This window comes from Brevundimonas sp. (assembly GCF_004210735.1).
Taxonomy (GTDB): Bacteria; Pseudomonadota; Alphaproteobacteria; order Caulobacterales; family Caulobacteraceae; genus Brevundimonas.
In genome coordinates this window covers 17114-30807 of the sequence record NZ_SDZL01000034.1, presented here as the reverse complement: position 1 = coordinate 30807, position 13694 = coordinate 17114, and the positions used below count along the sequence as shown (strand labels likewise).

The following is a 13694-nucleotide window of genomic DNA, read 5'->3' as shown; positions in this document are numbered from 1 at the left end:
CTGGAGCTGTCGGTCCGTTCGGCCAACTGCCTGAAGAACGACAACATCGTCTACATCGGCGACCTGATCCAGAAGACCGAGGGTGAAATGCTTCGCACCCCGAACTTCGGCCGCAAGTCGCTGAACGAGATCAAGGAAGTTCTCGCGACGATGGGCCTGTCGCTCGGCATGGATGTGCCGAACTGGCCGCCGGAGAATATCGAAGAGCTGGCCAAGAAGTTCGACGACCAGATCTAGTCATCAACCCTCCGCCCGGCGGCCTTCGGGACGCGGATGGGGCGGTTAGAATGAAAAGGCCCCAGGTCTGGCGGGTATGCCGGAAACCAGGGTTGAGTAGGAGAGACCCCGATGCGCCACGGCGCCGCCTATCGTAAGCTCGGCCGTACGGTCAGCCACCGCCAGGCCATGTTCGCCAACATGGCCGCCTCGCTGATCAAGCACGAGCAGATCACGACCACCCTGCCCAAGGCGAAGGAACTGCGTCCCTTCGTCGAGAAGCTGGTCACCCTCGCCAAGAAGGGCGACCTGCACGCCCGTCGTCAGGCCATCAGCGCCGTTCGCGACGTGCCGCAGGTCGGCAAGCTGTTTGAAACGCTCGGCCCGCGTTACGCCGAACGTCAGGGCGGCTATATCCGCATCATGAAGGCCGGCTTCCGCCACGGCGACAACGCGGCCATGGCCGTGATCGAGTTCGTCGATCGTGACGCGGGCGCCAAGGGTCTGGACTCCGGTCCGGTCTACGCCATCGAGGGCGACGACGAGGCCTGAGCCTCGCCACGCTGAGCGAACCTTCGAGGGCGGCCGGAGCGATCCTGCCGCCCTTTCGCTTGTCCGGAGCCCGCAATGACCCCGACTGATGACGCCGTGATCCGGATCGCCGACCGCCGGGTGATGGTCTTTGCCGCGGACGGCCCAGCCGTGACGGCCGAGGCTGACGCGCTGGATCTGATCGGCGCGACCTGGGGGCAAGAGGTGGACTGGCTGGTGCTGCCGACGGAGCGGCTGTCGCCCGAGTTTCTGGACCTGAAGACCGGTCTGGCCGGGGCCTTGCTGCAGAAGATCGTCACCTATGGACAGCGACTGGCCATCGTGGGCGACATCACCGCCGCCGAGGCCGCCAGCGGCGCCCTGAGGGATTTCGTGCGCGAGTCCAATCGCGGCGACCGGATCTGGTTTGCGCCGGACATGACGGCCTTGGAGGCCAGGTTGAGGACGCGATGAGCGACGTCTCCATCATCGACTATCGCCCCGAACACGCCGCTGACTGGCGCGAACTGAATGAGGCCTGGCTGAACGAGGGCGGTTTCGTCATCGAGGCCAAGGACCGCAAGGTGCTGGACGATCCGCAGGCCGCGATTCTGGATGGTGGCGGCCGCATCTTCCTGGCCGAGCGCGAAGGCGAAGTGATCGGTTGTTGCGCCCTGATGGCCATGGCCGACGGTGGCTATGAAGTCGCCAAGATGACCGTCACGCCCGCCGCGCGGGGTTTGGGCCTGGCCCGCCGCCTGCTGGAGACCTGCGAAGCGGCGGCCAGGGCGACCGGTGCGCATCGGCTGTATCTGGAGACCAGCAGCAGTCTGACGACCGCCCGGGCCCTGTATGACAGCTTTGGCTTTGTCCCTCTGCCACCCGCGCCCACGCCCTATGCGCGGTGCGATGTGTGGATGGAGAAGCGGCTCAGTTGAGCATTTCGCACAGGACGGCGATCCAGATCACGACCGCGCACAGGGCGTAGGCGATCCAGTCCCGGCGCCCGGGGCGCGGCGGTGGCGGGGTTTTGTCGAACAACGGCATCCACCGGCTTGAACCCGATTTGCGTGTTGGCCGAAATCGATTAAGCGTGGCGGCTGCTGTGAGGAACAATCACATGAAGCGGGCCGCCCCGCCGCCGCTGAACGCCCTACGCACCTTCGAGGCCTTCGCCCGGCATTGCAGCATGACGCGCGCAGCCGAAGAGTTGTGCGTCACCCACGGTGCGGTCAGCCGTCAGGTCGCGGCCTTGCAGGCGTCGATGGGCCTACTGCTGGTGACCGGGCCACGCCATGCCCTGACCCTGACCGAAGCGGGGGCGCAACTGGCCGAACGGCTGACGCAGGGTTTCGGTCTGATCGACGACGCCGTCCTGGCCGCCCGTCACGCCCAGCCGCGCGAGATCGAGATATCCTGCCTGGGCACCGTCGCGCTGAAATGGCTGATCCCGCGCCTGCAGGATTTTCTGGACGCCCACCCCGAGGTGCGGGTGAGGGTCTCCGAATCCTATCGCCGGGTCGATTTTCGCCGCGACCGCTTTGACGGCGCCATTCGCATCATCGAGCCGGATCAGGACATGACCGGACAGGAGGCGACCGTCTTCATGCCCCAGTATCAGGGACCGATCTGTTCACCCGCGATAGCGCAGTCCCTGACGTCGATGGAGGCGCTGATGCGCGCGCCCCGGCTGCGGTCCGCCACCTTCCGGCGCAGCTGGACATCTTGGGCCGAGCTGATTGGTGTGGATCTGACGCCCGCGGCCGTCGAGCGGGAGTTCGCACATAATCATTCGATGATCGAAGCGGCGATTGCGGGGATCGGCGTCGCGGTGGCGCCGTGGGCCTTTGTCGCGCCCGACATCACCTCCGGGCGGCTGGTGGCGCCGTTCGGCTTCGCCCCCAGGCCCTCGCTGTTCGCCTTCCTGAGATCCGAGGGGCGACGCGACGCAGCTGTGGATGCTTTCCGCGACTGGCTGGTGGGGCAGGGCGCGCTCAGCCCCCCGCCGCCCTCGATGCCGCCACCTATTCCTTCGACAGGTCCTGCCGGCTGAACCACGCCAGTGCGGCGATCACCGGCCATAGCAGCCACAGGGCGAAGCTTGTGACGGCGGGCGTCATGGCGGCGACCGGAACGACCTCGCCGGTCAGGGCGCTGCGCAACAGGTCAAAAGCCTGGGCGGGCGAAACCAGCATGGAGACCCAACCGCCAGGCATGACGCCCATGCCCGCCAGGATCATGGGCGCGGCCGCCTGGGCGACGCCGACCACCAAGGGCACGAAGAGGCTCGCCAGCAGCGACCGGCTGACGACGGCGGTCAGCAGGCCGATCAGGGTGAACTGGATGATCCGCGCCCAACCCAGGCCCACGACGGCCAGTATCCGGCCCGCGTCATCGCCCAGCGAGAAGCTGAGAGCACGCCCCATGATGACGCCCTTGATCGCGTCGCCGATCAGCTTGGACAGCACCAGCGCCACGATCGCCGCCAGCGCCAGCAGCGCCACATTGACGACCTTGGCCAGCAGCAGGGCGGGGCGGCTGTTGCGGGCGCTGGTCAGGCGCCAGGTCTCCCACCGATAGTCGCCGGCATAGACGGTGGCGGCGCCGATCAGCACGAACAGCAGCAGGGCGGGATTGGCCACGTCGGCCGCCACGGCAAGCAGAGTCTGGCCCAGATCCTGCGCGCCGCCGGGCATGTTCAGATTGATGTTCGCCTCGGCCAGCTTCTGCTGATTCAGGCGGGCCGCCAGAACGCCCAGCGTGGACAGAACCAGCGACATGACCGGCAGGAAGACGACGCTCCAGAACACCGTGGTGCGGTTCTTCAGCAGCCGATAACCCTCGGCCCGGATCGCATCGATCAGCATCATTGCGCGGCCTCCGACGATTGAGCCGGAGTTTGAGTTTGCGTCATGAAGACGGTCTCCAGATCGGCGCCGACCCAGCGGGCCTCGTCGATGGCGACGCCGCGCCCGACCAGATCGCGGATCAGGGCGGCCCCCTCGGCGCGGGGGATGGCGGCCAGGATCGCCTCGCCCTCGACCGTCGCGCGCGGACCCAGCAGGTCCAGCGCCGGGGCCATGGGGCTGAGCGACAGGCGCAGGCGTTCGCTGGCGGCGGTCAGTTCGCTGACCTTGCCCTCGGCCGCCAGGCGGCCCTTGTCCAGAATGGCGACACGATCGCAGATGCGTTGCACTTCGGCCAACTGGTGGCTGGCCAAAACCACGGTCACGCCGTCGTCGTCGGCCAGCGAGCGGATCAGGGCGCGCATTTCCTGAATGCCCATGGGGTCCATGCCGCTGGTCGGTTCGTCCAGAATGACCAGTTCGGGCCGCGTCATCAGCGCCGCGGCGACGCCCAGGCGTTGCAGCATGCCGACAGAGAAGCCGCGCACCTTGCGATCCGCCGCCTCTTTCAGGCCGACGCGGTCCAGCCAGCGGTCGATGTGAGCATCATCGCGCGAGCCATGCGCGACCGACAGCCAGACCAGCACCTGACGGGCGGTCATGAAGGGCGGGAAACGCGGCGTCTCGATCATCGAGCCCATGCGCCGGGTGGCGCTGACATCGCCCAGCCCCCCGCCCAGCACGCGGGCCTCGCCCTCGGTCGGCCGGATCAGGCCCAGCAGGATGCGGAACAGGGTCGATTTGCCGGCCCCGTTCGGTCCCAGCACGCCGTAAACCCCGCCGCGCGGAATGCTCAGGCTCAGACCGTCCAGGGCGCGCACTGCGCCATAGGTCTTGGTCAGGCCGTGTGTTTCGATGACCGTTGTCATGGGCGCAGCTTGGCGGCTCGACGGGATTTCGACCAGTCGTATTCGACCTGTCGCAGATTAAGCTTAGGCAATGTCGCGCTTGCCCGCTGGAGTCGCCATGTTGTCCCGCCTGACCGGTCTGTTGCTGCTGCTGATCCTGTCCGCCTGCGCCACGGCGCAGGCTCCGACGGACGAGGGGGTGGAGGCGCCCAGCCCCATCGTGGTGCTGATCTCCATCGACGGGTTCAGGCCGGATTATCTGGAGCGTGGCCTGACGCCGACCCTGTCGCGACTGGCCGCCGAGGGGGCGTCAGGCGCCATGCAGCCGTCCTTTCCGACCAAGACCTTTCCCAACCACTACACCCTGGTGACGGGGCTGCGGCCCGACCGGCACGGGGTAGTCAACAACACCATGACCGACGCCGACATTCCCGGCGTGGTGTTCCGCCTGTCGAACAAGGACGCCGTCAGCGACCGCCGCTGGTGGGACGACGCCGAGCCGATCTGGGTCACCGCCCAGAACGCCGGCCTGACCGCCGCCGCCATGTTCTGGCCCGGCTCGGAGGCGCAGGTGCGCGGCGTGCGTCCGCGCTGGTGGCTGCCCTATGACGAGGACATGAGCGCCGAGGCGCGCGTGGATCAACTGTTGCTGTGGCTGACGGGCGACGATCAGGCCGATTTCGCCACCCTGTATTTCGAGGCGGTGGACACCGCCGGGCATGGCTTCGGCCCGGACTCGGCCGAGGTGAACGCCGCCGTCGCCGGGGTGGATGCGGCCATCGGGCGACTGGTGGAAGGAGTCCGCGCGCGGGGGATCGACGACCGGGTCGTGCTGCTGATCGTTTCAGACCATGGCATGGCCGCGACCTCGCCGGATCGGGTGGTGCGGCTGGGGCCGGTCGTCGCCTCCGACGCCGCGACGGTGCTCTACAGCGGCGCAACGGTGGCCATCGAACCCGCGCCGGGGCGCGAGGCCGAGGTGGCGGCCGAGGTGCTGGCCCCGCGCGATCACCTGCAATGCTGGCGCAAGGGCGAACTGCCTGAACGTCTCCATTTCGGCCGCCACCGGCGCGCGCCCAGCTTCTTCTGCCTGGCCGAGACCGGCTGGCTGGCGCTGAAACCGGACGCCCAGATGCGCCGTGCGGGCGGCGATCATGGCTATGACAATGCAGCGCCCGAAATGCAGGCCCTGTTCATCGCCCACGGCCCGGGCATTGCAAACGGCCGCAGGGTCGAGGGGCTGGACAATGTCGATATCCACCCCCTGATCGGCCGCTTGCTGAAGCTGCCTGTCCCGGCGGGCGACGGCGACGTGCGGGCGTCGGATCAGGTGCTGGGTTCACCCCGGTAACCGGCGTCCCAGGATGACGGCGTGTTTGCGGCGAGCTACACCCGGCGGCCGCTTCCAGAGAGCTTCATGTCCCTGTTGAATCCCAAGGTCCGCCGGGCCGCCCTGGCCTTTATCTTCGTGACGGCGGTGCTGGACATCGTCGCCATGGGCATCGTCATTCCGGTGCTGCCCGGGCTGATCGAGGAATTCGTCGGTTCAAACGCCCGGGCGGGCGTGATCAACGGCGTCTTCATCGCCCTGTGGGCCGGGATGCAGTTCGTGGCCTCGCCGATCATCGGCTCGCTGTCGGACCAGTACGGACGTCGCCCGGTGATCCTGTTGTCCTGCGCGGGGCTGGCGGCCGACTATGTGCTGATGGCGCTGGCGCCGGACCTGTGGTGGCTGGCGGTCGGGCGGATTGTGGCGGGGATCACCTCGTCCAGCTTCACCACCATCTACGCCTATATGGCCGACATCACCCCGCCCGAGCAGCGGGCGCGGGCCTATGGGCTGATCGGGGCGGCGTTTTCCGGCGGCTTTGTGCTGGGGCCGGTGATGGGCGGTTTCCTGGGTGAATTCGGCCCGCGCGCGCCCTTCTGGGTCGCCGCCGCCCTGTCCGGCGTGGCCTTCCTGTACGGCCTGTTCGTCCTGCCCGAGAGCCTGCCGCCGGAGAAGCGGATGGCCTTCAGCTGGCGCCGGGCCAACCCGGTCGGGGCGATGATGCTGCTGCGCCGCCATCCGGAGCTGAGCGGGCTGGCGGGGGTGACCTTCCTGCTGCATTTCGCGCACCACGTCTTTTCGGCGGTCTTCGTCCTGTATGCGGCCGCCCGTTATGACTGGGGGCCGTGGCAGGTGGGACTGCTGCTGGCCGGTGTGGGCGTGCTGGACATGATCGTTCAGGGCCTGCTGGTCGGGCCGATCGTCAAGCGGCTGGGCGATCGCAGGGCGATGATCCTGGGCCTGATCGGCGGCACCGTTGGTCTGGCGCTGATGGGCTGGGCGCCGACGCCGCTGGCCTTCATCCTGGCCATGCTGCCCAACGCCCTGTGGGGGCTGGCCATGCCAACGCTGCAGTCGCTGATGACCCGGCGCGTGGGTGAGGACGAGCAGGGCCAGTTACAGGGCGCGACCATGAGCGTCGCCTCCATCGCCGGGGTCGCTTCGCCGTTGTTCTTCGGCTGGGTTTATTCAGTGTCGGTGGGGTCTGCGCCGGGGCTGGCCTTCTATCTGGCCGCGGGGGTGCTGGCGGTGGCGGCGATCTTTGGCTGGATCACGGTGCGCAAGGGGCAACAAAGCGAGGCTGCAACCGTTTGAGGTCTCGCGTCCGCCTTGATCCGGCCCGAAAACCGTTGCCGAATGCGTCGCTCAAGCTTGGATGACCATGGCCCTGATGAAGACCTCGACCCTCGCCATCGCCGCCGCCCTGGCGCTTACCGCCTGCGGCAACCCCAATGCGACCAAGGCCCAGGACGGCCTGCAGGACCAGGGCCGCTTTGGCGAGCCCACCCGCTCGGTCCCCAATGACGGCGGCACGCTGAAGGCGTCCTTCGCCCCCGTGGTGCGCACCGCCGCTCCTGCGGTGGTCAACATCTCGGCCATCGGCACCCAGCAGGTGCGCGATCCCTTCTGGGAGATGTTCGGCGGCGGAGGGGTGCGGACCCAGCGCACCGGCTCGATCGGATCGGGCGTCATCGTCCGCTCGGACGGCATCGTGGTGACCAACAGCCACGTCGTGCAGAACATGCAGCAGATCCGCGTCACCCTGAACGACCGGCGCGAATTCCCGGCGCGGGTGGTGCTGGCGGATCAGCGGTCGGACATCGCCGTACTTCAGCTGGAAGGCGTCAACGGCTCGCTGCCTGTCGTCGCCATCGACACCCAGGAACAGCTTGAGGTCGGCGATCTGGTGCTGGCCATCGGCAATCCGTTCGGTGTCGGCCAGACGGTGACCAACGGCATTATCTCGGCCCTGAACCGGACGGAGACGGGCATTTCCGACAGCTCGTCCTTCATCCAGACCGACGCGGCCATCAACCCCGGCAACTCGGGCGGGGCGCTGGTCGATATGGACGGCGACCTGATCGGCATCAACACCGCCATCTTCTCGCGCTCGGGCTCGTCGTCCGGGGTGGGCTTCGCCGTGCCGGCCCAGATGGTCAAACAGGTGGTGGACAGCGCCGTGGGCGGCGCCACCGCCGTGATCCGGCCCTGGCTGGGGGTCAAGGCCGACGCCGTCACCTCCGACATCGCCCGCAGCCTGGGGCTGGAGCGGCCGCAGGGGGTGATCGTCTCGCAGCTGTGGACCCGGGGTCCGGGTGAGCGCGCCGGCCTGCGCGAAGGCGACGTCATCACCGCCGTGGACGGTCAGGAAGTGAACGATCAGGGCGGCCTGAACTATCGCATCGGCACCCTGCGGCCGGGCGCCAAGGCGCGCCTGACCATCCTGCGCGACGGCCGGTCCCAGACGGTCGAGGCGACGGTCCAGCCCTTGCCCGACACGCCCGCGCCGGATGAGGCGACGTTCACCGAGGGCCTGATGTCCGGCGCGACGGTGGTCAACCTGTCGCCGGCCCTGGCGGACCAACTGGGCGCCGATCCGTTCGCGGGGCAGGGGGTTCTGGTCAAGGCGGTTTCGGGCCGGGGCTATGCCGCCCGCGCCGGCTTCCGTCCCGGGGACCTGATCCGCGAGATCAACGGGCGGGCCGTCACCTCGGTCAGCGGCCTGCGCGCCGCGCTGAACGGCGGTCCCGCCACCGTCACCATCGAACGCAACGGCCAGCGGATCACCGGCCGGTTCCGCTGATCCGGCGGACTTCAGGGGGAACGAGATGAAGCACGCACTCGGACTGGGCCTCGCGGCCCTGCTGACCACCGGCGGCTGGACGATCGCACAGGGTCAGGACGACCCCCTGACCCGGCCGCTGCCGACACGGCCCGAATGGGTCGCGCCGGTGGCGCCGCTCAAGATCCACGGCAACACCTACTACGTCGGCTATCAGGGCATCAGCATCACGCTGATCGACACCGGCGACGGCCTGATCCTGGTCGACGGCGGCATGCCCCAGACGGCGGAGCAGACCAAGGCCAACCTGCGCACCCTGGGCTACCGGATCGAGGACGTGCGCTACCTCCTGAACACCGAGGCGCATTTCGACCATTCCGGCGGCATCGCGGCCTTGGCCCGTGACAGCGGCGCGACGGTGCTGGCCGCGCCACTGGGCGTCGAAGCCCTGCGCACCGGCCGTGTTCACGCTGAGGATCCGCAGGCCAGCGACATCCACGACGCCCCGCCGGTCCCCAATGTGCGCGGGATCGAGAACCGTCAGGGCGTCACCCTGGGGTCCGTCACCGTCACCGCCGTTCATACGCCGGGCCACACGCCGGGCAGCTCTAGCTGGACCTGGCGGTCGTGTGAGGGGGGCGACTGCCGGTCGGTGGTCTTCGCCTCCAGCCTGAACGCCGTGGCCGCCGACCCCTTCACCTATGCTGGTCACCCGGACACGGTGGCGACGCTGCGGGCCTCCATCGACCGGTTCGCGGCGCTGGACTGCGACATCCTGATTTCCGCGCATCCGGATAATTCGGGTGGCGACCGCAAGCTGGCGGCGCTGGCCGCCGGCGCGATGCCCAATCCCTTCATCGATCCGGCCGCCTGCGTCGCTTATGCCGAACGCGCCCGGAACGGGCTGAAGTCGCGGCTGGAGCGTGAGGGGAGCTAAACGATCTCCTCCCATTCCATGGGAGGAGAAATTCTAGCCCTTCTTCGAACCGCCGATCGACCAGGTGTGGCCAAAGGGATCGCGCAACTGGCCATAGCGGTCGCCCCAGAACTGGTCCTCCAGCGGGAACAGCGGCTCGGCCCCCGCCACCATGGCGCGGCCCCACCATTCGTCGGGATCGTCGACCTGAAGGTGCAGGGTGACGCCCTTGGGCGTGATGTCGGCCTCGCCGTGATACTCAGGGAATTCGTCGTTCAGCAGCACACTGCCGCCGTTGATGCGCAGGTGGCAGTGCATCAGCCGCTCACCGTCCTCGTCGGGTTTCAGATCCAGCACCTCGGCGCCGAAGGCCCGCTGATAGAATTCCACCGCCGCCTGACCGCCGCGCGAGGGGATCGTCAGGTGCGGCGTGACCCCGCCGGTCGGTCCCTGGGCGTTATGGTCGTCTGCGGCCATGCGTTTTCCTCCGGTTCGCCCGATAGTAACGCGTGAAATGCCCGGCGCGAACGCCTATCTCTGTGCGTCCATGTCCGACCTGTTCGAAGCCTCCGGCATCCATCCCCCCGACGCGCCCCTGGCCGATCGTCTGCGTCCGCAGACGCTGGATCAGGTCGTGGGCCAGGATCACCTGCTGGGCGAGGGCGGGCCGATCCGCCGCATGATCGACGCCGGTCGCCTGGGCTCGATGATCCTGTGGGGACCACCGGGCACGGGCAAGACGACCATCGCCCGGCTGCTGGCCAAGGCGGCGGGCTATGAATATCAGGCGATCAGCGCCGTCTTTTCCGGTGTCGCCGATCTGAAGAAGGCGTTCGAGGCTGCGCGGATGCGGCGCGCCGCCGGCCAGTCCACGCTGTTGTTCGTCGACGAGATCCACCGCTTCAACCGCGCCCAGCAGGATGGCTTCCTGCCGTTCGTGGAGGAGGGGATCGTCACCCTGGTCGGGGCCACGACCGAGAACCCCAGCTTCGAGCTGAACGGCGCCCTGCTGTCGCGGTCGCAGGTCTATGTGCTGAAGCGTCTGGACGATGCGGCGCTGGACCAGTTGCTGTCACGGGCCGAGTCCTTGATGGACCAGCCGCTGCCCCTGACGCCCGAGGCGCGTCAGGCGATGCTGGCCCTGGCCGATGGTGACGGTCGCTATCTGCTGACCATGTCAGAGGTGCTGTTCGACCTGACCGACGTCGAACCCCTGGATGTTCAGGCGCTGGCCGGCGTCCTGCAAAAGCGTGCGCCTGCTTATGACAAGAGTCGAGAAGAGCACTATAACCTTATATCCGCATTGCATAAATCGGTGCGCGGGTCGGACCCCGACGCGGCCCTGTATTGGCTGGCGCGGATGCTGAACGGGGGCGAGGATCCGCTCTATCTGGCCCGCCGCATCGTTCGCATGGCGGTCGAGGACATCGGCGAGGCGGACCCCCTGTCCATCATGGTCGCCAATGCGGCCAAGGACACCTACGACTTCCTGGGCAGTCCCGAGGGCGAGCTGGCGCTGGCCCAGGCGGTGGTCCATCTGGCCACGGCGCCCAAGTCGGTCGGCGTCTATGAGGCGTTCAAGGCGGCGAAGAGGGCGGCGCATGAGACCGGCTCCCTGATGCCGCCCGCCCATATCCGCAACGCGCCCACCAAGCTGATGAAGTCGCTCGGTTACGGCAAGGGCTACCAGTACGATCCGGAGACGCCCGAAGGGTTCTCCGGCGCGAACTTCTTCCCCGACGAGATGGAACGCCGCACCTTCTACAAGCCCAAGGGCGAAGGTCACGAAGAGAAGATCAAGGCCCGGCTGGAGCGTTGGGCCGCGATGCGGGAAAGGATGCGGGACAGCGACTGAGCCCTTTTCTGCTCAGGCATAAAGACGCCGCCGCTCATCTTATCGTCGTTCATTGTTAAGCTCGTGCATCGGCGTAACCTCCCCCCGATCAGGCATCCTTGGGAGGGGACGATGATCGAGAGAATGAAGACGCCGTGGCATCTGTGGCTGGTGGGGGTGCTGTCGCTGCTGTGGAGCAGCTACGGCGCGTTTGACTTCATCCAGACGACGACGCGGGCGAGGCCTATATGCGCGCGTCCGGGTTCGGCGACGACATGATCGCCTATTTCAACGCCATGCCGGGCTGGATGTATGTGCCGTGGACGATGGGGGTCTGGGGCGCGGTGCTTGGGTCGATCCTGCTGCTGGCGCGCAGCCGCTGGGCCCTGCATGCGCTGCTGATCTCGCTGGCCGGGGCGGTGATCAGCCTGCTGTACCAGAAGGTCATCAATCCGCCGCCGCCGCCGCCCCCCGCGTTCGCGATGATGGCGTGGATGCCGTACGTCATCACCCTGATCGCCGCTGTTCTGGCCTGGTACGCCTGGAGCATGGGCAAGAAGGGCGTGCTGCGCTGACGCACTGAGGGATCGGGCGAGACGTGCTAGGTCTCTGTGCATGAGATTCGAAGCGCCTCGTCCGACCCTGACCCTCGCCGCCGGCGGGGTGATCCTGCTGGCTCTGGCCCTGCAACTGGCCCTGGGACACCAGTTCGGAGAGAGCGCGGGCATGGCGACCGAAATCGCGGCCTGGGGTCTGTATGCCGTGGCCATCGTGCTGTTGCTGGCGCCGTTCGGGCGGCCGCGCGCCCTGCTGGCGGGGCTGCTGGGCTTCATGATGATGGCGTGGGCCGTGCATTTGAACGCGCGTTTCTCGACCTATCTGGATACCCAGTTCGGCGGCGCCCAGGCCTTGAGCGCCCAGCGCGTGGCGGTCATGACCCTGTTCATGGGGCCGGTGCTGGGGCTGATCGTCGGCGTCGTCACCGGCCTGCTGGCGCGGCTGGAGGTGATCCGATGGCGCGGGCGGACCTATTCGTCGTGACCCCCCGTCAGCCTGTCGTCCTGACCCCGGACGAAATCGCGGCCGTCCGGTCCTGGGTGCTGCATGAAGACCCGCACATTCTGTTGCTGAACAAGCCCGCCGGCCTGTCCAGTCAGGGCGGGCGAATTCAGGCGCATACGCTGGACGATCTGCTGTGGGCCTTCATGCGCTCGAACGGCAAGCGGCCCGAACTGGTGCACCGGCTGGACCGCGACACCTCGGGCGTCATCCTGGCGGCCAAGACCAAGCCGGCCGCCGGATCGCTGGGCAAGGCGCTGCAGATGCGGCGGTTCCAGAAGACCTATCTGGCCCTGATCGCCGCCGCGCCGGAACCGGCGTCCGGCCGCATCACCGCCCCCCTGCGCCGGGAAGAGATCGGCCGCGAAAGCTATATGCGTGTCGTCGCCTTCGACGCGCCGGGCGCTCAGGGCTCGGAAAGCGTCTATCGCACCCTGGCCGCCAGCGACGACGGCGCGGTGGTCGAGTTGGAGCCGCACACGGGCCGGATGCACCAACTGCGCGTCCACATGGCCCACATCGGCCGCCCGCTGGTGGGCGACGTGCGTTACGGCGGCGCCCTGACCTTCGCCGGTCGCGCCGCGCCGCGCCTGATGCTGCACGCCCGCAGCCTGACCTTCCCCCATCCCGAGGGCGGCCAACTGACCGTCGAGGCGCCCGAGCCCGAGGACTTTGCGGCGCTGAGGGCGGCGGCGGGGCTGTAGTTCACGCACCGTTCAGGCGGGACGGAACATCCTGCGGCGTCCGAGCGCTAATCGGGCAAGGAGATTCCCCATGAAACGCCTCGCCCTTGGACTGATCGCCGCTTCCGCCCTGACGTTGTCGGCCTGCGCCAGTCTGGCGCCCTATGGCCCGCAAGCGGGGCCGAATGGGCAAGGGTTCTCGGAACAGCGCATCGAATCCAACCGGTTCCGCGTCACCTATCGCGGGGTCGGCGAACCGGGGCCGGTCGCCGACTACGCCCTGTTGCGCGCCGCCGAATTGACCACGCAGCAGGGTTTTGACTGGTTCGAGATCACCCAGCGCTGGATCGACGGCCGTCCCGACAGTGCAGGCGGCGTCCGCCCCAGCGTCTCCATCGGCGGCGGATCCAGCCGGTACGGCGGCTATTCCAGTTCCGGTGTGGGGGTCGGCGTGGGCCTGAACCTCAGCGGCCCATCCCCCACCTCGACCGTGCTGGAAGTGGTGATGGGGCGCGGCCAGCGTCCGGACCGAGCCAACGCCTACGACGCGCGCGGCGTGCAGGACAGTCTGGGGCGCAGGCTTTAGAGC

At 68.1% G+C, this 13694-nt stretch carries 18 protein-coding genes; 15 read left to right on the top strand and 3 right to left on the bottom strand.

Features of this window, described 5'->3' with window-relative positions; genetic code table 11:
• From EON91_RS09270 to EON91_RS09250, 5 genes are all read left to right on the top strand, one after another.
• On the top strand, positions 1–237 hold a 237-nt coding region (locus EON91_RS09270; RefSeq protein WP_292093765.1), incomplete at its 5' end, for a DNA-directed RNA polymerase subunit alpha C-terminal domain-containing protein.
• Positions 238–348: 111 nt separating this feature from the next.
• Positions 349–768, top strand: a complete 420-nt coding sequence (gene rplQ, locus EON91_RS09265) for a 50S ribosomal protein L17 (protein WP_292093762.1) — start codon at positions 349–351, stop codon at positions 766–768.
• Between the two features lie 75 nt (positions 769–843).
• The gene (locus EON91_RS09260; protein WP_292093760.1) at positions 844–1221 is read left to right on the top strand and encodes a DUF4180 domain-containing protein; all 378 of its coding nucleotides are present in this window, start codon (positions 844–846) and stop codon (positions 1219–1221) included.
• Positions 1218–1685, top strand: a complete 468-nt coding sequence (locus EON91_RS09255; RefSeq protein ID WP_292093757.1) for a GNAT family N-acetyltransferase — start codon at positions 1218–1220, stop codon at positions 1683–1685. Before EON91_RS09260 ends, EON91_RS09255 begins: the two co-directional genes overlap by 4 nt.
• A gap of 182 nt (positions 1686–1867) precedes the next feature.
• Positions 1868–2800 (top strand): LysR substrate-binding domain-containing protein, encoded by a 933-nt coding sequence (locus tag EON91_RS09250; protein ID WP_292093756.1) that lies wholly within the window; start codon positions 1868–1870, stop codon positions 2798–2800.
• On the opposite strand, the gene EON91_RS09245 is transcribed toward EON91_RS09250, so the two are convergent.
• Both EON91_RS09245 and EON91_RS09240 read right to left on the bottom strand, forming a co-directional pair.
• Positions 2772–3617 carry a hypothetical protein gene (locus EON91_RS09245; RefSeq protein ID WP_292093754.1) on the bottom strand — a complete coding sequence of 282 codons (846 nt, stop codon included), beginning with the start codon at positions 3615–3617 and terminating at the stop codon, positions 2772–2774. The two genes, EON91_RS09250 and EON91_RS09245, sit on opposite strands and share 29 nt — an antisense overlap.
• Positions 3614–4522, bottom strand: coding sequence for an ABC transporter ATP-binding protein (locus tag EON91_RS09240; RefSeq protein WP_292093752.1), 909 nt, complete (start codon positions 4520–4522; stop codon positions 3614–3616). Before EON91_RS09240 ends, EON91_RS09245 begins: the two co-directional genes overlap by 4 nt.
• A 97-nt stretch (positions 4523–4619) precedes the next feature.
• Here EON91_RS09240 and EON91_RS09235 point away from each other — a divergent pair, with 97 nt between their 5' ends.
• The 4 genes from EON91_RS09235 (at position 4620) to bla (ending at position 9550) form a co-directional block, all read left to right on the top strand.
• Positions 4620–5852, top strand: a complete 1233-nt coding sequence (locus EON91_RS09235) for an ectonucleotide pyrophosphatase/phosphodiesterase (protein WP_292093748.1) — start codon at positions 4620–4622, stop codon at positions 5850–5852.
• Between the two features lie 66 nt (positions 5853–5918).
• Positions 5919–7145, top strand: a complete 1227-nt coding sequence (locus tag EON91_RS09230) for a TCR/Tet family MFS transporter (RefSeq protein ID WP_292093746.1) — start codon at positions 5919–5921, stop codon at positions 7143–7145.
• Positions 7146–7206: 61 nt separating this feature from the next.
• The gene (locus tag EON91_RS09225) at positions 7207–8634 is read left to right on the top strand and encodes a Do family serine endopeptidase (protein WP_292093743.1); all 1428 of its coding nucleotides are present in this window, start codon (positions 7207–7209) and stop codon (positions 8632–8634) included.
• 25 nt (positions 8635–8659) lie between these two features.
• Positions 8660–9550, top strand: a complete 891-nt coding sequence (gene bla, locus EON91_RS09220; RefSeq protein ID WP_292093740.1) for a subclass B3 metallo-beta-lactamase — start codon at positions 8660–8662, stop codon at positions 9548–9550.
• A gap of 33 nt (positions 9551–9583) precedes the next feature.
• Here bla and EON91_RS09215 read toward each other — a convergent pair whose 3' ends face one another.
• The gene (locus EON91_RS09215; protein ID WP_292093739.1) at positions 9584–10006 is read right to left on the bottom strand and encodes a VOC family protein; all 423 of its coding nucleotides are present in this window, start codon (positions 10004–10006) and stop codon (positions 9584–9586) included.
• 70 nt (positions 10007–10076) lie between these two features.
• Between EON91_RS09215 and EON91_RS09210 the strand changes: the two genes are divergently transcribed.
• The 6 genes from EON91_RS09210 (at position 10077) to EON91_RS09185 (ending at position 13691) form a co-directional block, all read left to right on the top strand.
• Positions 10077–11384, top strand: coding sequence for a replication-associated recombination protein A (locus EON91_RS09210; protein ID WP_292093736.1), 1308 nt, complete (start codon positions 10077–10079; stop codon positions 11382–11384).
• Positions 11385–11495: 111 nt separating this feature from the next.
• Positions 11496–11642 (top strand): hypothetical protein, encoded by a 147-nt coding sequence (locus EON91_RS09205; RefSeq protein WP_292093733.1) that lies wholly within the window; start codon positions 11496–11498, stop codon positions 11640–11642.
• Entirely contained in the window at positions 11612–11938 is a 327-nt protein-coding gene (locus EON91_RS09200) for a hypothetical protein (RefSeq protein WP_292093730.1), read from the top strand. The genes EON91_RS09205 and EON91_RS09200 overlap by 31 nt, the downstream gene beginning before the upstream one ends.
• 40 nt (positions 11939–11978) lie before the next feature.
• On the top strand, positions 11979–12404 hold the full coding sequence (locus tag EON91_RS09195) for a hypothetical protein (protein ID WP_292093729.1): 426 nt from the start codon (positions 11979–11981) through the stop codon (positions 12402–12404).
• Positions 12401–13126 (top strand): RluA family pseudouridine synthase, encoded by a 726-nt coding sequence (locus EON91_RS09190; protein ID WP_292093727.1) that lies wholly within the window; start codon positions 12401–12403, stop codon positions 13124–13126. The genes EON91_RS09195 and EON91_RS09190 overlap by 4 nt, the downstream gene beginning before the upstream one ends.
• Before the next feature lie 70 nt (positions 13127–13196).
• Positions 13197–13691: a hypothetical protein gene (locus EON91_RS09185; protein WP_292093725.1), complete on the top strand. Its 495-nt coding sequence runs from the start codon at positions 13197–13199 to the stop codon at positions 13689–13691.
• Positions 13692–13694 lie beyond the last annotated feature (3 nt).